Source organism: Arcobacter sp. F155 (assembly GCF_004116455.1).
Classification (GTDB): domain Bacteria; phylum Campylobacterota; class Campylobacteria; order Campylobacterales; family Arcobacteraceae; genus Halarcobacter.
Genome location: NZ_PDJU01000004.1, coordinates 155,954 through 178,027 on the forward strand (window position 1 = coordinate 155,954; position 22,074 = coordinate 178,027).

Here is a 22,074-nt window from a genome sequence, read left to right on the forward strand (position 1 = left end):
TAAAACTATATTTTGTTATACTTCCTTAATAATTTTTAGGAAGTATAATGGAATTATTCTTTTCGACATTTTTAAAAATGTTCTTCATCATGACACCCTTTTTCGTGTTATCAGTTTTTTTAACAGTTACAAGTGATGCTACACCAGCTCAAAAAAGAGCATTGGCTATAAAAGTAACTACTTCAGTGATTATAATTAGTTTGATATTACTATATTTTGGAAAGCATATTTTTGCAGTATTTGGTATAACTTTAGATGCCTTTAGAATAGGAGCAGGGGCTTTACTATTTCTTTCAGCAGTTGAGTTAATCAAAGGAAATAAAGATACTCAAAAAGTAGAGCAAAAAGATATTTCAGAACTTGCTGTTGTACCTCTTTCTATTCCAATTACAATAGGCCCTGGTACTATTGGGGTTTTACTTGTAATGGGTGCAGGTTTTGATACAAATGGTTCTATGGTTTTAGGAAGTTTAGCTCTTGTATGCGCAATTGTAGTGATTGGTATTATGCTTTATTCTTCTTCTATTATAGAAAGATTAGTAGGAAAACAAGGACTACTTGTAATCTCAAAAATCACGGGACTTTTTTTAGCAGCTTTATCTGCTCAAATTGTATTTACGGGAATAAAAAACTTTTTAGGTCTGTAGATGTTTGATTTTAGAAGTGAGGTTAACTTTTTAAAGCCAGATATACAAATTGATTTTAATGAAGTATGTGATGAAAGTACTTGTTATCAATCTCTTTTATCACAGCTTGAACAACGATACAAAATCAAACAAACAAATATCGAGCTTTTTAATGGTTTCTCTTCTTCTATTTATTCACTTCTAAAATATTTAAACTCTAAATTTTGTTATATCTATTCTCCATGTAATTTAGAGTATAAACAAGCTTCAAATAACTTAGGTTATGAAACAAGACTAATCAATAGATTTGAAAATATATTTTTGCCAATCAAAGATGATAGTGTTGTGGTTTTTATGAACCCTTCTTTTTTAGATGGTACTTTTTATGAGCTTGATAAACTTTTTGAGTATTGGGCTAGTAAAAATGCAAAAGTTATTATAGATGAAACACTAATTGATTTTTGTGGAAAAACTTCATGTATAAAATATCTAGCAGAGTATGAAAATCTATTTATAGTAAAAGATTTAAGTAAATTCTATGCAAGAAAAAATCTAAATATCGCAACAGTTTTTGCAAGTGAGAAGAGTATAAAGAGTTTACGAAAATATGAACCCCAAAACAAGATATCAAGTTTTGAGATAAAGTATTTAGAAGAGGCTTTAAAAGACAAAAGGTTTTCAACTATAACAAACTCAATATATATCAAAAACAGAATAGAACTAGAAAAAATACTTCAAGAACACAAGTTTGTAGATTCTATGTTTCAAAGTAATTCTAACTCACTTTTAATTCGGCTTAAAAATATTGACTCAAATGAGTTTAAAAAGAAGCTTTTAAAAAATGGTGTTATTATAAACACTTGTTTAGAGTATGATTTCATAGATGAATATTTTGTGAGTTTCTATGTAGGTTCATTAAACAATATAAAGGGGCTAAAAAAGGCTTTAAATGCTTTTTGACAGCAAGATAGTAAATAGAATTGCACTTACTGTTACAGTAGTGTTTTTTGCTATTTTAGTAACCTTTTTATTTAAATCATTTTTCATCGTTAAAAATCAGTTTATAAATATAGATGGCGCAACTTATGTAAATCAAGTAAGGCAAGACTACTATACACAAAGACTTTCAAACTTTCTTACAAAAAATTGTTTAGGAAATGAGCTTTGTGAAGTACAATCAATGCTTGATTTTGTAACAAAAATCCCATATAAAGTAAATAAAAGTGTTGCAAGAAGTCCAAAGCACGTAGTAGAGCAAAACTTTGGTGACTGTGATGATAAGTCAAACTTGCTTATCTCACTACTTAAAACAAAAGGTTATGAAGCATATTTTGTGTTTGTACCCAAACATGTTTTTGTGATAGTAAAATTAAATGAAAAGTTAGCAAATAAAAAAGCTCTTTATGTAAATGGAGAATCTTATTATAAATTAGAAAGTACAGCCAAGAACTCTAGGATAGGTTTTCCTTTGAAGTATAAGTTAGAAGAGATAGAAGCGATAATAGATCCATTTAAAAATAAAAAGTTAGTAATAGAAAATTTGGAGTATAAATGATAGCAGTTATTCAAAGAGTAAAATCTTCATCTGTAAAAGTAGATAGTAAGATAGTAGGACAAATAGGACAAGGTCTAAACATCTTACTTGGTGTTAAAAAAGGTGATACAAAAGAAGATATTCAAAAGCTAGTAAATAAAATAGTAAATCTTAGAATTTTTCAAGATGAAAATGACAAGATGAATCTATCTCTTATAGATGTAGGAGGGGAGGCTTTGATTATCTCTCAGTTTACCCTTGCTGGAAATATCAAAAAGGGAAGACGTCCTAGTTTTGATGCAAGTGAAAACCCTCAAATAGCAAATGAGTATTATGAAGAGTTTAAAGCTTTTGTAGCAAGTCATGATATTCATGTACAAAGTGGAGTATTTGGAGCACATATGGAAGTAGATATTCAAAATGATGGTCCAGTTACTTTTATAGTAGATAGTAAAGAATTAAATTAAAAAGAAGAAAAATGTCGTATGTAAAATGGTATGAAGCCCAAGGAAAAAAACACGCAAAGATAATGGAAAAACTAAAAGACAAAAGTGTTGCTGAGGTTATAGAGTATTTTAGATTTGATAATATGGTAGAAAAAGAACCTGACTTTTGTCCTTTATATGAAGAGAATAAAAAGTGCCATGATTATGAAGAGTTAAATTGCTATTTCTGTGCCTGTCCAAACTTTAGGTTTGATGATGATGGTGTAAAAAAACAAGATGATAAGACTCTTTACTCTTATTGTAGTATTGACTCTAAAGATGGAGCACAATTTGAAGGGGAAGATTATATTCACCAAAACTGTGCAGGATGTTTAGTCCCACACAAAGAGAGATATATTAAAAAGCACTTTAATAGAAACTGGTTTGAGGCAATGAAAAACGTTAATCTATCAAAATAGAGAAGATGTTTTTACCTTTATTATGATTATAAACTAGTTTAAATCCATGAAGGTTTGCAATAGTTTTTACAATATATAAACCTAAACCAAAACCATCACTTCTTTTCTCTTCTTGAGAGAAAGGTTCTGTGTAGTATTCAAGATTTTCTTTTAGTGGTTCACCTTCTGAGATAATATCTATTCTATGTTTGTTTGCATTTAAAATCGCATGTGAGTTTGGAGAAAACTTTATTGCATTATCTATTAGGTTTTTAAGTGCCACAGAAAGCATTGCTGTGTCTGCATTTAGATTAAAGTCTTTTATCTTTGAACTTATTTTATCTGGACTTAAAAGAGCTATATCTAAAGTTTTAGTATAGATTTTAAAAAATGAAGTTAGTTCTTTATAGACAAAAGTGTTGCTTGATGTTAGCTTCTCAACCATTGCAAGCTCTTTGATAATATCATCCATACGATGGAAAGCTTTTTGAAGCATATCTCTTTTTTTCTCATCTTCTAAAGTCTCTGCAATAAACATCGCTTTTGTAATAGGTGTTTTTAGTTCATGCATCATATTACGCATGAATAAATCTTTTGATTTTCTTTGATTATTTATATGAGTTAAAGCTTCATCAAAAGTCTTTGCAATAGTTCCTATTTCATCGGTACTATTTGATTTGATTTTTACGTTAAAGTCACCTTCTGAGAACTTTTTAATCTCTTTGTTTAGTTGTCTAAGAGGTTTTAGTTTTCTTTTTAAAATATAGTATAAAGAGAAAAGTACCCCAAGGGAAATAGCAATAGCAAGGGAGATAATCATAAGATTGTGAGTATAACTTTGAGTATCTTTTAACATCAGGTTATAACCATCTCTTTGAACATAGATATATAAAATATCATCTAGGATGATAATTCTATATACACCATCAAGAGTATCTCTTAAAATTAGTGGTTTACCATTGCTTATGATTTGTAGTTTTTGCTCTTGTTTATCAACTTGAATCATTTTAAACTGCTCAACTATAAACTTTACCCCTGCGTTATTAGGTTTACTTTCAAGTGATTTAAGTATGTTTTCGGCTACAAGTTCATACTTTTTTTGCATAGTGATATTGTATCTTTGCTTATCAAGCTTTATAAAAATTGCGAAGGTAATAGAAACAGCAATTAAAGCTAAAATAAAAATGGTATTAATAAAAGCAGAGATAGAAATATTACGAATCATACTAGTTGATAACCAATCCCACGTACTGATTTTATATATGTTTTTTCATTGTCTATTTTAGATATTTTTGTTCTTATTCTTGAAATCATTACATCGATATTTTTTAAACTACTATCATCCTCAATATGGTCACTTGCGTAGATAAAGTCTTCTCTAGCTATAACTGCACCATTTCTTTGAATAAGTAGTTTTAAAATATCATATTCAGCTAGAGTTAGGTTAAGTGTTTCACCTTTAAAGATGATTTGCATATCATCTTCTTTTAGAATGAAGTCACTCTTTTTCTCTTCCTCTTTTTTCTTTTCACTTCCACCAGTTCTTTTTAAGATAGCTTTGATTCTAGCTTGAAGTTCTCTTGGGTTGTATGGTTTAGGAAGATAGTCATCAGCACCTCTTTCAAGTCCCATAACTTTGTCAAGGATATCATCTCTAGCACTTGAAATAATAATAGGGATATCTGATTTTTCTCTGATTTTAGGAATAACTTCAAGACCATCTATCTCAGGTAGAGTAAGGTCTAGAATCACCAATTCATATTTTTTTAGGTTTAACATTGATAGCCCATTGTATGGGCTATCTGTGTTTGTTACTTCAATATCTTGTGAGGCTAAATACTCTGTGATGATTTGAGCTAATTCTAAATCATCTTCTATCATTAATACTTGTATTATAGGAGATCCTTTATTTTATAGCTAGAATGATTGTTTGACCATATCTATTTATATAAATTCTTTTTAGTTTATTATTATACTTTCTAATTGCTTGTTGCATATCAGGGAAGCTTTTTACTTCAATATCTTCTATTTGAATAATAACATCTCCTGGTTCAAATCCAACTTTTTCTGCATCAGAGTTTGGCTCAACATTTACTACTAATACACCTTTTGTATTTGAGCTTAGTCTAAATCTTTTGATAACTTTTGAGTTAAGTTCTGATAATAAAAGTCCACCTAAGAACTTTCCATTATTTGCATCAGAAGTTACAAGCCCAGCTCTATTCCCTAGAGTTACATTGATTTTTACATCTTTTTTATTTCTTTCAAGTTTTACAGAAATCGTTTGATTTGGTTTAAATGATGCAATAACATTTTGTAAATCTTTTCTATCTTTGATTGGAATATTATTGATAGAGTAGATTAAGTCACCTCTTGTTAATCCTGCTTTTGAAGCTGGTGTATCACTTGCTACATCTAAAATAAGTGCACCACTTGATCTTTTATATAGTTTAGAAACTCTTTGGTCAAGCTCTCCAATAACAACTCCAAGATATCCTCTTGTAACTTTTCCATCTTCAATAAGTTTTTTAACCACATCTTTTACCATAGAAACAGGAATTGCAAAACCAATACCATTGTTACCACCAGATTTAGAGATAATAGCACTATTAATACCAATTAAAGCACCTCTACTATCAACTAAAGCACCACCAGAGTTTCCTGGGTTGATTGAAGCATCTGTTTGGATAAAGTTTTCATATCTATTGATACCTACATGGTCTTTATTTAGTGCTGAGATAATACCTTGAGTTACTGTTGTACCTATACCAAATGGGTTACCAATAGCAAAGATTAAATCACCAACTTGTAGGTTTTCAGAGTATCCAAATTTAACTGCATTGAAGTTGTTACCTTCAATTTTAATAACTGCTAAATCACTATCTGAATCTTTTCCTATAACTCTTGCATTGTACTCTTTTGGATTGTCTGCAATAGTAATGATAATCTCATCTGCATTTTCAATAACATGATTGTTTGTTACGATATATCCATCTTTTGAGATGATTACACCAGAACCAAGTGATCTTTGAATTCTATTTTGACCAAATTGTTCATTAAATTGGTCACCAAAGAATCTTCTTAAAAATGGGTCATTAAACATTTGAAATGGAATATTTCCTGCATTTGAAGATACTCTTCTTTTCGCTGCAATATTTACGACCGATTTCATTGGGTCTTTGATGCTCTCATTAAATGATAAAATTTGATTTGGGTTACTTGGAGCTACTCTCTTTATATCTTTGTCTGCCATTTGAAAGTCAACTGACTGAGCAAATGAACATGTAGCTATAAATATTACTGTGAAAAATAGTTTCTTTAACATTTTCATTTATCCTTTTAATATTATTTATTAAAGAATTATAATAGCTAAATGTAAACTATTTTTGAATAAATTGTAAATAAAAGATTAATACAAAGTGTAGAAATTGTGAAAATAAAGTATGAGAATTCTCATACTTTATTAAGTGGTCTAAAGGTCAGTTTTAAGAACTGCACCAGAACTTGCATTTGTTACAAGTGCTCTATATTGTCCTAACCAAGAAGAGTTAAGAGGTTTTTTAAGAGGTGTAAACTCTGCTTTTCTTTTAGCGATTTCTTCATCTGTTAAGTTTACAGATAAGATATATTGGTCAACATCAATGTGAATTTCATCACCATCTTTTAATAAACCAATCATTCCTCCTTCTGCTGCTTCAGGTGATACGTGACCGATACTTGCTCCTCTAGTAGCTCCTGAGAATCTACCATCAGTGATTAAAGCAACTTTATCTCCAAGTCCCATTCCCATGATAAGTGAAGTAGGTGCTAACATCTCTTGCATACCTGGACCACCTTTTGGACCTTCATATCTAATAACAACTACGTTACCAGCTTGAACTTTACCTTCTACAATACCTTTGATTGCTTCTGGTTGTCCATCAAAACATACAGCTTTTCCTGTGAAAACTCTATCTCCTGTGATACCAGCAGTTTTGATAACAGCACCTTGTTCTGCTAAGTTACCATAAAGAATCGCTAATCCACCAACTTCTGAATATGGATTATCAATAGTGTGAATAATATTTGTATCTTTGATTTGGGCATCTTTGATTTTTTCTAATGTAGAAATTCCACCAATAGTTGGGTTATCAATTAGAATATCATCACCTCTTTTTGACATCTCTTTCATAACTGCATTTACACCACCAGCTTTATTGATATCTTCCATGTGAACAGTAGATAAAGATGGAGAAATTTTAGCAATATGAGAAACTCTTTTAGAAATAGAGTTAATATCTTCTAAGTTGAAGTTAACACCAGCTTCTTTTGCAATTGCTAGCATATGTAATACTGTATTTGAAGAACCACCCATTGCCATATCAACAGCAAAAGCGTTTCTTACAGCATTTTCATTTAAGATATTTCTTAATTTGTAATCTTCTCTTGCTTTTTCATCTTTTGCAATTTCACAAATTCTTCTTGCTGCTTTTCTATATAACTCTTCTCTTTCAGGAGTAAGTGCTAAGATTGTTCCATTTCCAGGAAGAGCAATTCCCATAGCTTCCATTAAAGTATTCATTGAGTTAGCTGTAAACATACCAGAGCATGAACCACCACTTGGACAGGCATTACACTCGATATCTTTTAACTCTTCTTCATTCATGTCACCTTTTTCAAACTTACCAACAGCTTCAAATGCAGTTGCTAAATCAATAGGGTCACCGTCTTTAGTATGACCTTTTTGCATTGGTCCACCAGAAACAAATACAGTTGGAACATCAACTCTTAATGCACCCATAATCATACCTGGAACGATTTTATCACAGTTTGGAATAGCAATCATTGCATCTAGTTTATGTGCATTCATTACTGTTTCAATAGAGTTTGCAATTAACTCCCTTGATGGAAGTGAGAATAACATCCCATCATGTCCCATTGCAATACCATCATCAACACCAATTGTATTAAACTCAAAAGGAACACATCCATTTGCTTTAATCTCTTCTTTTATGATTGCTGAAACTTTATCTAAAAAGAAATGTCCTGGAATTAGTTCAATGAAAGAGTTTGCTACTCCAATAAATGGTTTATCAAAATCTTCGTCTTTTAGTCCCGTAGCTCTTAATAGTGACCTATGAGGCGTTCTATCGTACCCTTTTTTTATCTCATTACTTCTCAATTAATATCCTTTAATAGCGCTATTATTATATGTCGGATATTATACTTTTTTTGCTGTTCAAAAATGATTAAATAATTAAATTTTAAAATTTTTTGAATTTTTTTAAAAAAACTCTTGACAAATAAAAAAAAAGCTATTATAATTCCAGTCCAATTTAAGAAACAACATGTTTTTTAAATCTACCAATAAGTGCGAGTGTGGCGGAATAGGTAGACGCGTGGGACTTAAAATCCCATTCCGGTTTCGGAGTGTGAGTTCGATTCTCACCATTCGCACCACTTATTAATGTTGTAGTGAGTTGACTGAGTTGGTCGAAAGTACCGGTTTTGAAAACCGGCGAGGTTCACGCCTCCGAGGGTTCGAATCCCTCACTCACTGCCACTTTTCTTTTATAATCAATCAAATTTAACTTTACCAATTATTTAAAATCACAAAAAACCTTTATTTTCGAACTAATTTTACTGTTTAAGTTTTCAAAATAACTTTCTTTTTTATTACAGAATCAATAATTATTATTAAAATCTTAAATTCAAAAAAAATATTCTCTATCTACCATAAAACAGTAGCTGTTTATATACAGTAAAAAAATTATTACCGTAATATTGGACTTCTTTTAAGAGCTTAATAATATTTATATGGTAGTTATTATTCTTCTCTTTAATTCTTCCTATGCTTGAATATATAGTAAACAGTTGCTAAGTATTTATACAAGAATAACTTTCAGTTATATTTAAATTTACTTTGTAACTAAAAAGTAATATAATTTAAATAGAAGAGAAGAAGGAGTCTTAATGAAAAATTTAAGTTTAAAAATAAAACTGTTGGTAATTGTAATTAGCTCGATTGTAGTAGTTGCTATTGCTTTAACAATAGAGTCAATTATTTCTTTACAATCAGCATCTAAGAGTTCAATTGAAAAGTTTAGAACTAGTGCTTACACTTCAAAGAAAGATGAATTAAGTAACTATGTTTCTCTTGTATTGAAATCAGTAGAAAATAACTATGCTAGAACTTCAAAAGAGAATGTTAAAAAAGAAGTTGAATCTTATTTATTTGAACAAACTAACTTAATCCACAATGCTGTAACAGGTATTTATAATAAATATAAAGGGAAACTTTCAGAAGCTGAGTTAAAAGCTATTATCAAAGAGTTTATTAAGTCATCACGTTTTGGAAAAACTGGTTACTTTTGGATAAATGATACAGATGCTAAGATTGTTATGCATCCAATTAAACCACAACTTGATAATAAAGATATGTCAGCATACAAAGATAAAGGTGGAAAAAGAATTTTCCATGAGTTTGCAAAAGTTGCAAAAAACAACTCTGAGGGGTATGTTGATTATGTATGGCCTAAACCAGGTTTTGAAAAACCTCAGGGAAAAGTATCTTATGTAAAACTATTTAAGCCATATAATTGGGTTATTGGTACAGGTGAATATGTTGATAATGTATCAGCTCTTGTGAAAAAAGAGACTTTAGCGCAAATAGCAAAGATGCGATATGGTGTTGATGGGTATTATTGGATAAATGATTCTAATCATACTGTAGTAATGCATGGAGCAAATGCTTCTTTAGCTGGAAAAAATTTAAAAGACTTACAAGACCCAAATGGAAAATATGTTTATAGAGAGATTGTAAAAGTTGCAAATGCAGATAAAAAGGGTGGTTTTGTTGACTATTACTGGGAAAAACCAGGAGAAAAAGAGCCTCAACCAAAACTATCATTTGTTCAAAGGTTTGATAAATGGGATTGGATAGTTGGAACTGGTGTTTATGTTGATGATATTGAAAAACAAATATCTATAATGCAAGATGAGACAAATGAGCAAATAAATGGAATAATCATTCAAGGGCTGGTTATTGTTTTAGTATTAACTATTCTTGTTAGTTTAGTTATGGCATTTGTGACTAATAAGCTTATTGTAAATCCTATTAAAAGATTTGAAGAAGGTATTTTAAACTTCTTTAGTTACTTAAATAAAGAAACATCAGAAGTAAACCATTTAGAAGCTAGTTCAGATGATGAAATTGGAAAAATGTCAAAAGTAGTTAATCGAAATATTGATAAAACGAAATCATTAATAGAACAAGATGAACAACTAATAAATGATGTTACAAGAGTAGTTTCAGAAATTAGAAATGGACACTTAGATGTAAAAGTAGAGAAAAATACAGATAATGAAAATCTACAAAAACTACAAATTCAGATAAATGAGATGTTAGAAAATCTTCAAAGTAGTATCGGAAAAGATATAAATATTATGCTTGAAGTTTTATCTCAATACAGCAAGTTAGATTTTAGAGATAGTATTCAAAATGCTGATGGTAAAATTGAGTTAGCGATAAATGATTTATCTAGAATCATTAATGAAATGCTAAGAGACAATAAAGAGAATGGCCTTACTTTAGATAAAAGCTCAGATACTTTACTTGAAAATGTTGATGTTTTAAATAGAAACTCAACTGAGACAGCAGCCGCTCTAGAAGAGACAGCAGCAGCCTTAGAAGAGATTACAAGTACGATTGTTTCAAATACAGAAAATATTACAAAAATGTCTTCTCATGCAAATGATGTATCAAAATCAGTAGAAGTTGGTAAAGGATTAGCCGCAACAACAGTTAAATCTATGGACGATATTAATGAGCAAACTCAAGCTATCGCAGATGCAATTACTGTTATTGACCAGATTGCATTCCAAACAAATATTTTATCACTAAATGCAGCAGTTGAAGCAGCAACAGCAGGTGAAGCTGGAAAAGGTTTTGCAGTAGTTGCACAAGAAGTTAGAAACTTAGCTACAAGAAGTGCAGAGGCTGCAAAAGAGATAAAAGACTTAGTAGAAAATGCAACAGAGAAAACAAGAATTGGTAAAGCTGGTGCAGATAAGATGATAAATGGTTACGAAGAGTTAAATGAAAGTATTGTAAAAACAACGCAAGTAATTAAATCTATATCTGAAGCTGCCCAAGAACAAAGATCTGGAATCGAACAAATAAACGATGCTGTAAATCAATTAGATAAACAAACACAAGAGAATGTAAGCATCTCAAATATTACACACACTATTGCAGAACAGACTGACTCTATTGCTAAACTAGTTGTTAGTTCAGCAGATGAAAAAGAGTTTATAGGAAAAAATGAAGTAAAAGCAAAAGAGTTTGAAACACCAACTACAAAAGGTTTTGAGATAAAAAGAAAAGAAAACTCAAAATTAGGTAAGCAAACGGTATCAAGTTCTAAAGCAGATGAAGCATGGGAAAGTTTTTAAACTTTCCTGCTTCTATTTATATAATATTCTCATTAATAAAATATGTTTCATTTATAAACTTCAAAATCTAATATTAACTTTTCTCTATTACAATAAGAACTTTTTTCATAAATAAATATTATAGTTAAAATAAATACTTTAATAAGGAATAGTTATGAAAAATAGATTTAAAATCATAGCCTTACTATTGACTTTTTTCTGTGCAGTTAGTTTTGTAAATGCAAAAGAGATAAATGATAGTGTTGCTCTAAATGGAGTAAAAGAGACAAAAAGTGTATTTTTAATAGACTTTACAAACGTAAATAAGACAGCTTTTTATTTACAAATAATTGAAGGTACACATAAAGGACTAGTTTCTCAAGGTGTAAAACCAAATATGGTTTTGGTATTTATTGGTGAAACAGTGAAGTTTCTAAGTACAAAACAAGATGAAGCTTTTGAGATGGAAAATGAAGAGAAACTTCAAGAGATTCAAGATTCAATTAAAAGATTAGCAAAACTTGGTGTTAGAATGGAAGTATGTGCTGTTGCTACAAAGGTTTTTAAAGTAGATAACAGTAGTATTCCAAAAGAAATGCATATCATTGCTGATGGTTTTATATCACTTATTGGATGGCAAACACAAGGACATAAGTTAGTTCCAATATTTTAATAGGAGAATATTATTTTAAATAGTGCTAGAAAGGATACTCAAAAAGGAATGATTTTAATGCTTCTTGCAGTATTGATTATTCCTTTTTCAGATGCAATAGGTAAGTGGCTTTCTAGTACCTATTCTCCAATGCAAATTACTTTTTTCAGATTTTTATTACAAGCAGTTTTGATATATTTTGTGGCAAGAGTTTTACGAAAAAAAATTGGAGCCTTTAAAACTATATATTTGTATTTGGCTTTTTTTATCTCTTCTTGTATGTTTTTACTCTTTTGGGGCTTGATGTATTTGCCTTTAGCAAATAATATAGCACTATTTTTTATAGAACCTTTGGTTTTAACTGTTTTATCAATAGTTTTTTTAAAAGAGAAAGTTACGAGAGCTTTAGTTATTGTATTGTTTGTTGGGCTCCTTGGGACAATGATTATTATAAGACCTAATTGGTCAGCTTATGGAACAGCTGCAATACTACCTATTCTTGCAGCAATATTTTATGCTCTTTATCTTATGACAATACGAGTATCAAAAGATATAAAAGATGTTTTAACAATGCAGTTTTGGATAGGAATTATAGCTTCAGTTTTTACTTCTGTACTCTTTTTACTGGCTCAGCCTTTTGATTTAGAGGTTTTATCTTTTAATAAAATAGACCACTCTTTATGGTGGTTGGTTTTTCTTTTAGCTGTAGTTACTATAGTAAGTCAGTTGTTGATTTCAAATGCTTTGTATTATGCAAATGCAAGTTTATTAGCCTCTTTTCAGTATTTAGAGATAATAAGTGCAACTTTATTAGGATGGATTATTTTTAATGACATCCCTGATAGATTGACCATGTTAGGGGCTATTATAGTGATTTTTTCTGGTGTTTATTTAATAAAGGTAGAAAGAAACTCCAAGGATTAAAAAAAAATTAAGGTAGTTTTGATATAATTTCGTTCCAATTTGTGGAGGTATAGCAAAGTTGGTAATGCCCGGGATTGCAAATCCTGTATGCGCTGGTTCGAGTCCGGCTACCTCCTCCATTTTTTAACATGTGCGAGTGTGGCGGAATAGGTAGACGCGTGGGACTTAAAATCCCATTCCGGTTTCGGAGTGTGAGTTCGATTCTCACCATTCGCACCACTGTTACTTTTAACTCTTATTTACAATCAATCTAGTTAAAGTTTTCAAATTTAAATATTTTTATTCAAATATCCAATTTTATTTCTAATGAAGTTTATCTAATAAATTCAATCTCAAATCTAGCCCCACAATCTACATTTTCTACTGAAAGTTTTCCATTGTTTGATTCTTCGATAATAGCTTTTGCTAAATGAAGTCCAATCCCAAGACCTTCATCAGCTTTTTTAGTTGTGAAGTATGGAAGGAATACATTATCTAGATTGTCTTTTTTTATTCCGCCTGCATTATCTGTGATAGCTATTTTATTTGTATCTATTTCAATAGTAACTTGTGGATTAGTTATTTCATTCTCTTTTAGTGCATCTACAGCGTTGTTAAGGATTACGATTAATACTTGAATAATCTCGCCTTCAATACAAGAGACTATAGATTTGTTTTTTTCTATTATTTCGTAGTTAATGTTGTTTTTTGAGAATTTTGTATGAATAATTGTAAGGGTTTTTCTAACGATCTCTCTTAAATCATTATTACCTTTATGTTTGTTTGGATTTAAAAAATTGCTAAAGTCTTCAATAGTTTTAGACATATATTGAGTTTGAATTTCTATCTCTTCTAGTTTTTGATTTATCTCTTCATTTTCAATGTGATTTTTCATCATACAAGTATCAATACCCATAACAGCTGAGTTAATAGAGTTTAGAGGCTGTCTCCATTGATGGGCAATACTGTTTGTCATCTCACCAATACTTACAAGTTTTGATTGATGAAACATGATTTTTTCTTTTAGTCTATTTTTTTCAATCTCTTCTTTTACTTTTTCTTCTAGGTTGTTTTTGTAGTCCTTTAAAAGAATATGAGTTTTTACCCTTGATAGGATTTCAACTTTTCTAAAAGGTTTCGTAACATAATCCACAGCTCCAAGGTTAAAACCTCTTTCTATATCATCATCATTACTACTAGCAGTTACAAAAATAATAGGAATATCATACATATCATGTTTTTCATAGACTTTTTCACAAACCTCAAACCCATCCATATCAGGCATGAAAATATCCAGTAATACAAGGTCAATCTCTTCTTCATCGATTATTTCAAGGGCAGATTCACCAGTCATTGATACAACAACTTCATAGTCCTTTGAAAGGAATTCAACAAGAATTTTTATATTTGCTTGGTTATCATCTACGATAAGAATTAAAGGTTTAGGCATAATTTTCCTATTTTGAAAGAATATTTACTATGTTCCTAAAATTATATACTTTAATTTCTTTATCTAGCTTTGAGATTAGAAGTTTTTCATCTTCTGTAAGGTTTTGATTTTGTTTTAATTTTTCTAAAGGCTCTTCTACTTTTTTTGGACGATTCTTTATAGCACCATTTAAGATTTGTTCAAAAAGTTCTTCTTTTGTGTGGTGTTCACATGTAGTATCTGTAGTGTTGTTTATATCTGTTAGTGAAACTTCATTTATTTCACTTAATACATTTTCTAAAGTTTCTTGAAGTTGTGTTTCACTTTTTCTGGTCTTATTTTTATTCATATCTTCTGCAAGTTTAAAAAGTTCACTTGCTCCAATATTTTTACTAATAGCTTTTAATTGGTGAACTTCTTTGAAAAATGAGGTATCTTCAAGCTTTAAAAAGTTGAGACTATTGTACTGCTCTTTAAAGCCATCAAGGATGTTTTTATATAGCTTTATATCATAGTCTAAATATTTTAGTGCTAACTCTTTGTTGATGTATTTCATGTTCATGAAGATATTATACCAAAATTACATTTCAAATTAATCAAATAGAGGGTTATAATATATAATTATTGTTACAATACAAATAATAAAAATTTTGTTTACAGTTTTTACTATAAGTAAAACTTATGAAAAATTAAGGATATCTTTAGAAAAAAGGGAGTATTCTTACAAAGATTAATTTCATGCATATCTAAAAAGGAAACCTTGGTATTATAATAATACCTTATAGGGTTTCCTTTTTTTTATTCTAAATTATTTATATAAGTAGTGTAAAAACTTATATATGGACACTTTTCTTCTATCTGAGTTGAGATGTTTTCTGCCTTTGAAACAATATTATTACAGCTTGTTAAGTTCTCTTTTGTAGGGTTTGTAGTTAGTAAACCATTACATAAAGCATAAATATCTTGAAGCTTTTTCGCCTCTTCATTTAAAACTAGATAAGTAATAAGTTCTTGTTCCATCTTATAATAAAGAAATTTCAAGGTACCATAACTAAAAATAGCACCTAAAATAGCAGCAACTAAAGTTGTTTTAAAAAGTTTTTTCATAAATATCTAACCATTTTTAGGAATTTTGATTTTAAAACAAGCTCCTTTGTATTGAGTTTCTTGATAGTTAAAATCTTCATTTGTAACTTCTATTTTACCTAAAAAATGCTTTTCAATAATTTCCTTAGTCATATATAGTCCAATCCCAGTACCTTGACTTTGATGTTTTGTAGTGAAGTATGGATCAAAAATTCTTTGTATGATTTTTGAATCTATACCTAAAGCACTATCTTTTATCTTAATTATATAGTTGTTTGTAGACTCTTTTACGGTTATAAATATGTATCTTCTGTTTTCTACTTTTTCTAGGGCATCTATTGCATTGCTAAAGATATTTATCAATGCTTGAATAAGCTCATTTTCATAGACACAAAGTTCATTTATTTGAATCTCTTTAACCACTTCAATCTCTCTATGATTGATTTTTGATTTTAAGAACTGTAGTGACTTTTCTATTAGATTATCTGTATTTACAACTGTTACTTCTTTATCTGATTTGAAAAAGTTTCTAAAGTCTTCAATTGTTTGTGATAAGTACATACTACTTTTCATAATTTGATCCATGAATTCAAATAGTTGTTCTTGGCTAAGGTCAGAAAGCTCACTTTTAATCTTAACTCCACTTGCTGAAGTAGTTATAATAGAAAGAGGTTGTCTCCATTGGTGGGCAATATTCTCTAGCATCTCACCCATAGCAGCTTGTCTTGATTGTTGAACTATAAACTCATTTTGGTTTTTTAGTTCAAGTTCAAGTTTTTTATTCTCTGTTATGTCTTGATGAATTCCAGCCATTATCTCTGGATTGCCTTTTTTATCTTTTTTAACAATACTTCCATTTGATAAAATCCACTTTATTGAGCCGTCTTTTGCTCTCATTCTAAAGCAAGCCTCATAAGACTTTTGTCCATTAATATGAGCTTGAATTGCTTTATCAACTAAAGGTTTGTCCTCTTCAAGTATAAAAGATAAATGATTTTTATTTTTTAACTCAGCTTTTGTGTAGCCGATTATTTCAGCCCATCTTTCATTTATTATGTTTTTATCTGCATTCATATACCAAGTCCAAGTACCTAGTTTTGCACCTTGAATAACACGACTTAAATGACTTTCAACTCTTTTTCTTTTTTGAACTTCATTTGATAATTTTCTATTTACAAATAAAATGATTGTTAAAATTACAAAAAAGATTAAAACTATTTCAAATAGATATTTATAGCTTATCTTTTCATATTTAATTGATAACCATTTATTTAAAATAGTTTGGTGTTCTTCATATCTAATATCATCAATAGCTTTATTTAAAATTGATACTAAAATAGGGTAATCTTTTCTTACTCCTATTCCTAAGTTCCACTTTTGGTCAAATTTACCAACTATTTTTAGATTTCCAACATACTCTTTTTGAATATGATAACCAACAGTTGACAAAGTGCCAACAAAACCAAATAATTCATTTTGGTCTACTTTTTTTAGCCCTTCATCAATATTTTTTACATAAACTAGATTTAAATCAGGATATTTGTTTTTTAAGATTTCTGCATAAGCATAACCTTTTACTATACCCATGGATTTATTTACTTTTGTAATATCATCAATAAAGATTTCATTATCTTTTGTTGCAAGAACAAGGGGAATTTCAAGATAAGATTTTGTAAAGTTTAAAAATTCTCTTCTCTCTTTAGTTGGCATAACTAAAGAAAAGATATCACACTTTTTTTCTTTTCCAAGAGTAAGGGACTCTACCCATGTTTTTGTAGGAACCATTGTAAACTTAATATCTAAAGTTTTTTCTAAAAGTTTTAAATAATCAGCTGTCATACCTATATGTTTGCCATTTTGATTCATTTCTAAAGGCATCCAGTTAGGGTCAATACAAACTTTTATTTCTTTATGATTTACTAAAAAAGAGGTCTCTTCTTTAGTAAGTTTGGTATTTGCTAAAAGAAGTTGAGTAAGTAGAGGAAGAAGTAAATATAATAATTTTTTCAAAATCTAACTCCTCTTGTATTTATATAGTATTTTAACCAATAAATTATAAATATTATGACTTTTTAAATTATCACTTGGTCAAAATTGTAAAAAAAATATTAAATATTAATAAGATAAAATATTAGTAAAGTTATATATAATAGATAATATTTTTATTATCGAAAGAGAAATAATGAAACAAACGAAAGCTGTCTTACTTACTGTCTTTGTTGTAACCCTTGGATTTCTATTACAAATTTACTATATAAATTTTTCTATTTCTAATCAAATTAAAATCTTTGAGAACAATATCTTAAAAGAAGCAAGAATGAGTTTTAGCAGTTTTCTTACTATGAAGATGTGGAACACTACAAATAATGGGGTTTATGTAAAAGAGTATGAAAGTTATACAAGAATTAGTCCTATTGATATGACAAAACAGATTTTTGACCTTTCTAATAGAAGTAATATCCAAAGCTATAAAATCACAAGTTTAAATCCTAACAATGAAGATAATAAACCTAACTATTTTGAAAGAAGAGTTTTAAAAGAGTTTGAGAAAAAAAATATTTCAGAAGTTTTTGAGTTTAATAAAAATAGAAACAAACTAAACTATATGGCGGCATTAACTGTAACGAGAGCTTGTATGGAGTGCCATACTTCACAAAGCTATGAAATAGGAGATATAAGAGGTGGAATTAGAGTTACTTTAGATACAAGTGATTATAAAGAGTTTTATGTAAATGCAAATAAAAAAAGAGACTACTACATGCTATTTAGTTTTTGTATCTCTCTTGGAGTATTTTTAGTATTAATTTATTTTGTAAATAATATTTATAAAAAACATAGAACTATAATGAAAATTTCAAATAAGAATAGAGTTTTATCTCAAAGATATGAGTATGCAATAAATGGTTCAAATGACGGTTTATGGGATTGGAATTTGCGTACAAATGAAGTTTATTTTTCAAAAATATGGAAAGGTATGCTTGGTTATAAAGATGAAGAGCTTCCTAGTTCTTTAGAGTCATGGGAGAAATTGGTTCATCCTGAAGATTTTGAAAAAGCTACAAATGATATAAAAGCAAATCATAGAGGAGAAACAACCCACTATGAAAATGTACATAGACTAAGACACAAAGATGGACATTGGGTTTGGATTTTAGATAGAGGGAAAACTATCTTTGATGAAAAGGGTAAAGCTATTAGAATGGTTGGTTTCCATACTGATGTAACAAAACAAAAGGAACTTGAAGTTAACCTATTGAGAAGTGAAAAAAATCTTTTAAAAGCAGAAAAGATGTCAAATCTTGGACACTTTAGGTATGACTTTAAAGAGAATGTTTTAACTTTATCAAATAATATAAAAGCAGTATTTGGCTTAGATGATGAAACAAAAATCACTTTAGAAGATTTAATAAAAAACTTTACCCATGAAGAAGATAGAGAAAGTGTTGTAAAAAGGTTTTTTCTAGGGAAACATAAAGGTAGAGGTTATAGAACTGAATATAGAATAATAAGACAGTCTGATAAAGAGATAAGACATGTAAACTGCAATATTGAGTTTAAAAAAAATAAAAATAAAGAAGTAGATTTAGTTATTGGAACTATTCAAGATGTTACTGAGTTTGCATTAATTCAAAATGAACTTTCTATCTTAAGGCAAGCAGTAGAACAAGCACCTATTTCTTTTGTGATTACAAATACAAAAGGTGAGGTTGAATATGTTAATTCTCACTTTACAAAAGTAAGTGGATATAGCTTTTCTGAAATTACAGGGAAAAATATAGATGTTTTACAAGCTGATACTATGAGTGAAGAAGAGTACAATAATCTTTGGGAAACAATCTCTTCAGGTAAAACTTGGAGCGGAATTTTTAAGAATATCAGTAAAAATAAAAAAGAGTTTTGGGAAAGAGCTATCATTTTCCCTATTTTTTCTAAAAAAGATAAAAAAATTATAAACTATATGGCAATCAAGCAAGAGATAACAAAAGAGGTAAGACTACAAGAAGAGTTGAAAGATAAAGAAGAGTTAATGATTGCTCAATCAAGACATGCTGCAATGGGAGAGATGATAAGTATGATTGCTCACCAATGGAGGCAACCTATTTCAGTAGTAGCAATGAGTGCTAATAATATCTTAATGGATGTTGACCTTGATATGCTAGATAAAGAAGCACTAAAAGAAAATGCTCAAGACATAATATCTCAAACACAATATTTATCTCAAACAATTGAAGACTTTAGAAACTTCTTTAAACCTAATAAACAAAAAGAGAGTTTTTATATAAAAGATGTATTTAAAGATGCCTTTTCTGTTATGGGAAAAACTTTAGAGAATAATAATATTGAAGTGAATCAAGAGTTTACTTCAAATAGAAAAGTTAATAGTTTTGAAAAAGAGTTTTTACAAGTAGTTATAAATATTTTAAAAAATGCAAAAGAAGTTTTAGTTCAAAGAGAAATAGAACACAAAAAAATAGATGTTTATGAATATTTAGATGGTGAGAACATTATTATTCAAGTTTTGGATAATGCAGGTGGTATTTCTGAAGAGATTAAAGATAAAATTTTTGAGCCATATTTTACTACTAAAGATGAATTAGAAGGAACTGGCTTAGGTCTTTATATGTCAAAGACAATTGTAGAAAAACATTTAGAAGGTAAAATCAAAGCATACAACAAAGATGATGGTGCTTGTTTTGAAATAGTACTAAGGGGTGAAAGTGTCTGAATTAATAAAGTTAAAAAATAAAGCTAGTGAATATAGTGTTTTAGTTGTTGAAGATAGTAAACATATTCAAAAGCAGATGAAAAACTTTGTGGGTAAACTTTTTAAAGAGGTTTATATCGCTGATAATGGGCTAATTGGTTTAGAGGTTTTTAAAAAGAATTTACCTGATTTAGTTTTGACTGATTTAACAATGCCTCAAATGGATGGACATGAGTTTATTGAAAAACTATTGGAATTTAGTCCAAAGACAAAGATAATAATTATCTCTGCCCATGCATATGAAGAAAATATTATGAAGTTTAAAAAGCTTGGAATAAATGAGTTTATTCAAAAGCCTGTGAACTATGATACTTTGATTTCATCACTGTTAACTTCAATTGAAAAAATTGAGAGTAGTGAAGAAGAGAGTGAAGATGATTTATATAAAGATTTATATGAGTTAAAGTTAAATAATAATCAACTTGAGTTGATAAACCATTACAGGGGAGTTCCTTTTATTCATAATGCTTCTATTGTAAATATCGAAAAAGATAAAATACGAGTAAAAGCTGAAAAGATACAAGTAAAAGCAATCAAATATGAAAAAAAGACAACTATTCATTTTGAAGATAAAATTGTAAATGCAAAGTTTGATAGCTATGATGAGGTTAGTAATACTCTTTGTTTAAAAGATTTACATGAAGTAGATACAAGTGCTAAAGATAGAAAAACAGTTAGGGTTGACCCTGATGAACTTTTTACAGCTTCTATTTTTGCAAATAGTGAAAGATATAACTACAAAGTAGAATCTCTTGCTTCAAACGCAATCTCTTTTAGGGCAAAAAATATAACAAATAAGTTGCGTTCAGGTGATAAGGTAGATATTGTAATAGGTTTTAAAACAGAACATGAAGCTTCTTTTGATAATAAAATAGTCCATAAAGAAAGAATTGCCATAAAAGCTTTAGTTTATAAGGTAGAAAAACTTGATAATGACTACAGTAAAATAATCTTTATTTATGAGTTGTCATTTGGAGATAGGAAAATTCTAGAGCATTATATTTCTCAAAGACAATTAGAGTTAGTCAAAGAGTTTAAAGAGTTAAGGTTTTAAGATAACTCTATTTTAAAACCAACACCTGAAATATTTTTGATTGATTCTTTTCCTACTTTTTTTCTTAATTTATTTATTAAGTTTTTAAGTGCCGAGTCTGTAATTTCATATGCATCAATCCATAACTTATTTTTTATTTCATCATGTGAAAGTACTCTATTACTGTTTGAAATAAGATACTCAAGTAGTTCTATCTCTTTTGCTGTTAATGTTAACTCTTTATTGCTATCTTTAGATAATAACTTCTTATGAAGAACATTATAAGAGGTATTATTCTCAAAATCAACAATATAATTTCCATAGTCAATTAGCTCTTGGGCCGCATTTTCTATCGCATTATTTAGTATTTTAAAATCAATAGGTTTTACTAAATAATCTACAAGTTTTAATTTTGTTGCTTCCAATAAATAATTTTTTTCTGTGTAGGCAGATAGTAAAATTATTGGAATAGTTACATAATTTTTCCTTATATTTTTTATGAACTCAAGTGCATTTTCATCTTTTAAATTAATATCAGAGATTATTATGTCGATTCGTTTATTATTTAAAATATGTTTTGCTTGTTCAGTATTTTCACAATCATAAACACTCGATACTATAAGCTCTAGAGCTTCCTTTAGCTTGATCCTTATATTTTTTTCATCTTCAATATATAGAATATTTAGATGTTCTTTTATAATTTTAAAACTTTTTTTATTATTTGTGTAATTTTCCATGTTTTTTTAATCTT

At 29.0% G+C, this 22,074-nt stretch carries 19 protein-coding genes and 4 tRNA genes; 14 read left to right on the forward strand and 9 right to left on the reverse strand.

The features are described from left to right. Window positions 1-47: 47 nt before the first annotated feature. From CRV03_RS06420 to CRV03_RS06440, 5 genes are read left to right on the forward strand one after another with little or no spacing between them, the layout of a single operon-like run. Window positions 48-647 (forward strand): MarC family protein, encoded by a 600-nt coding sequence (locus CRV03_RS06420; protein WP_129084327.1) that lies wholly within the window; start codon window positions 48-50, stop codon window positions 645-647. Further along, on the forward strand, window positions 648-1,586 hold the full coding sequence (locus tag CRV03_RS06425; protein ID WP_129084328.1) for an aminotransferase class I/II-fold pyridoxal phosphate-dependent enzyme: 939 nt from the start codon (window positions 648-650) through the stop codon (window positions 1,584-1,586). Further along, the gene (locus CRV03_RS06430; RefSeq protein WP_129084329.1) at window positions 1,576-2,181 is read left to right on the forward strand and encodes a hypothetical protein; all 606 of its coding nucleotides are present in this window, start codon (window positions 1,576-1,578) and stop codon (window positions 2,179-2,181) included. Before CRV03_RS06425 ends, CRV03_RS06430 begins: the two co-directional genes overlap by 11 nt. Continuing rightward, the gene (gene dtd / locus CRV03_RS06435) at window positions 2,178-2,627 is read left to right on the forward strand and encodes a D-aminoacyl-tRNA deacylase (RefSeq protein ID WP_129084330.1); all 450 of its coding nucleotides are present in this window, start codon (window positions 2,178-2,180) and stop codon (window positions 2,625-2,627) included. The genes CRV03_RS06430 and dtd overlap by 4 nt, the downstream gene beginning before the upstream one ends. 11 nt (window positions 2,628-2,638) lie before the next feature. Next, window positions 2,639-3,064: a hypothetical protein gene (locus CRV03_RS06440; RefSeq protein ID WP_129084331.1), complete on the forward strand. Its 426-nt coding sequence runs from the start codon at window positions 2,639-2,641 to the stop codon at window positions 3,062-3,064. On the opposite strand, the gene CRV03_RS06445 is transcribed toward CRV03_RS06440, so the two are convergent. The 4 genes from CRV03_RS06445 to ilvD form a co-directional block, all read right to left on the reverse strand. Then, a complete protein-coding gene (locus CRV03_RS06445; RefSeq protein ID WP_129084332.1) occupies window positions 3,048-4,268 on the reverse strand; it encodes an ArsS family sensor histidine kinase in 1,221 nt (406 codons plus the stop codon). The genes CRV03_RS06440 and CRV03_RS06445 overlap by 17 nt on opposite strands. Continuing rightward, on the reverse strand, window positions 4,265-4,939 hold the full coding sequence (locus CRV03_RS06450; protein WP_258239024.1) for a response regulator transcription factor: 675 nt from the start codon (window positions 4,937-4,939) through the stop codon (window positions 4,265-4,267). Before CRV03_RS06450 ends, CRV03_RS06445 begins: the two co-directional genes overlap by 4 nt. Window positions 4,940-4,949: 10 nt before the next feature. Then, on the reverse strand, window positions 4,950-6,368 hold the full coding sequence (locus CRV03_RS06455; RefSeq protein ID WP_129084334.1) for a Do family serine endopeptidase: 1,419 nt from the start codon (window positions 6,366-6,368) through the stop codon (window positions 4,950-4,952). 147 nt (window positions 6,369-6,515) lie between these two features. Next, on the reverse strand, window positions 6,516-8,204 hold the full coding sequence (gene ilvD, locus CRV03_RS06460; protein WP_129084335.1) for a dihydroxy-acid dehydratase: 1,689 nt from the start codon (window positions 8,202-8,204) through the stop codon (window positions 6,516-6,518). A gap of 191 nt (window positions 8,205-8,395) precedes the next feature. Here ilvD and CRV03_RS06465 point away from each other — a divergent pair. The 7 genes from CRV03_RS06465 to CRV03_RS06495 all read left to right on the forward strand — a co-directional run bounded on the left by CRV03_RS06465 (window position 8,396) and on the right by CRV03_RS06495 (window position 13,250). After that, a tRNA-Leu gene (locus CRV03_RS06465) sits at window positions 8,396-8,482 on the forward strand. A gap of 14 nt (window positions 8,483-8,496) precedes the next feature. Then, window positions 8,497-8,585: transfer RNA gene (locus CRV03_RS06470), tRNA-Ser, on the forward strand. 410 nt (window positions 8,586-8,995) lie between these two features. Further along, the gene (locus CRV03_RS06475) at window positions 8,996-11,476 is read left to right on the forward strand and encodes a methyl-accepting chemotaxis protein (RefSeq protein WP_129084336.1); all 2,481 of its coding nucleotides are present in this window, start codon (window positions 8,996-8,998) and stop codon (window positions 11,474-11,476) included. 154 nt (window positions 11,477-11,630) lie between these two features. Next, entirely contained in the window at window positions 11,631-12,128 is a 498-nt protein-coding gene (locus CRV03_RS06480) for a DsrE family protein (RefSeq protein ID WP_129084337.1), read from the forward strand. Window positions 12,129-12,176: 48 nt separating this feature from the next. Then, entirely contained in the window at window positions 12,177-13,031 is an 855-nt protein-coding gene (locus tag CRV03_RS06485) for a DMT family transporter (protein WP_129084338.1), read from the forward strand. A gap of 43 nt (window positions 13,032-13,074) precedes the next feature. Continuing rightward, window positions 13,075-13,150: transfer RNA gene (locus CRV03_RS06490), tRNA-Cys, on the forward strand. Between the two features lie 13 nt (window positions 13,151-13,163). Continuing rightward, window positions 13,164-13,250 (forward strand) — tRNA-Leu (locus tag CRV03_RS06495). 94 nt (window positions 13,251-13,344) lie between these two features. Here CRV03_RS06495 and CRV03_RS06500 read toward each other — a convergent pair. The 4 genes from CRV03_RS06500 to CRV03_RS06515 all read right to left on the reverse strand — a co-directional run bounded on the left by CRV03_RS06500 (window position 13,345) and on the right by CRV03_RS06515 (window position 17,535). Continuing rightward, the gene (locus CRV03_RS06500) at window positions 13,345-14,460 is read right to left on the reverse strand and encodes a hybrid sensor histidine kinase/response regulator (protein ID WP_129084339.1); all 1,116 of its coding nucleotides are present in this window, start codon (window positions 14,458-14,460) and stop codon (window positions 13,345-13,347) included. A 7-nt stretch (window positions 14,461-14,467) separates the two neighbouring features. After that, complete coding sequence (locus CRV03_RS06505; protein ID WP_164968623.1) at window positions 14,468-15,001, reverse strand: hypothetical protein; 534 nt, start codon at window positions 14,999-15,001, stop codon at window positions 14,468-14,470. 236 nt (window positions 15,002-15,237) lie between these two features. Then, a complete protein-coding gene (locus tag CRV03_RS06510) occupies window positions 15,238-15,546 on the reverse strand; it encodes a hypothetical protein (protein WP_129084341.1) in 309 nt (102 codons plus the stop codon). Window positions 15,547-15,552: 6 nt separating this feature from the next. Further along, window positions 15,553-17,535, reverse strand: a complete 1,983-nt coding sequence (locus CRV03_RS06515) for a PAS domain-containing protein (protein WP_129084342.1) — start codon at window positions 17,533-17,535, stop codon at window positions 15,553-15,555. A 172-nt stretch (window positions 17,536-17,707) separates the two neighbouring features. On the opposite strand from CRV03_RS06515, the gene CRV03_RS06520 reads away from it, so the two are divergent. Both CRV03_RS06520 and CRV03_RS06525 read left to right on the forward strand, forming a co-directional pair. Beyond that, on the forward strand, window positions 17,708-20,251 hold the full coding sequence (locus CRV03_RS06520; RefSeq protein WP_129084343.1) for a PAS domain-containing protein: 2,544 nt from the start codon (window positions 17,708-17,710) through the stop codon (window positions 20,249-20,251). Next, window positions 20,244-21,344, forward strand: a complete 1,101-nt coding sequence (locus CRV03_RS06525) for a response regulator (RefSeq protein WP_129084344.1) — start codon at window positions 20,244-20,246, stop codon at window positions 21,342-21,344. The genes CRV03_RS06520 and CRV03_RS06525 overlap by 8 nt, the downstream gene beginning before the upstream one ends. Here CRV03_RS06525 and CRV03_RS06530 read toward each other — a convergent pair. Continuing rightward, entirely contained in the window at window positions 21,341-22,060 is a 720-nt protein-coding gene (locus CRV03_RS06530) for a response regulator transcription factor (RefSeq protein ID WP_129084345.1), read from the reverse strand. The two genes, CRV03_RS06525 and CRV03_RS06530, sit on opposite strands and share 4 nt — an antisense overlap. Between the last annotated feature and the right edge of the window lie 14 nt (window positions 22,061-22,074).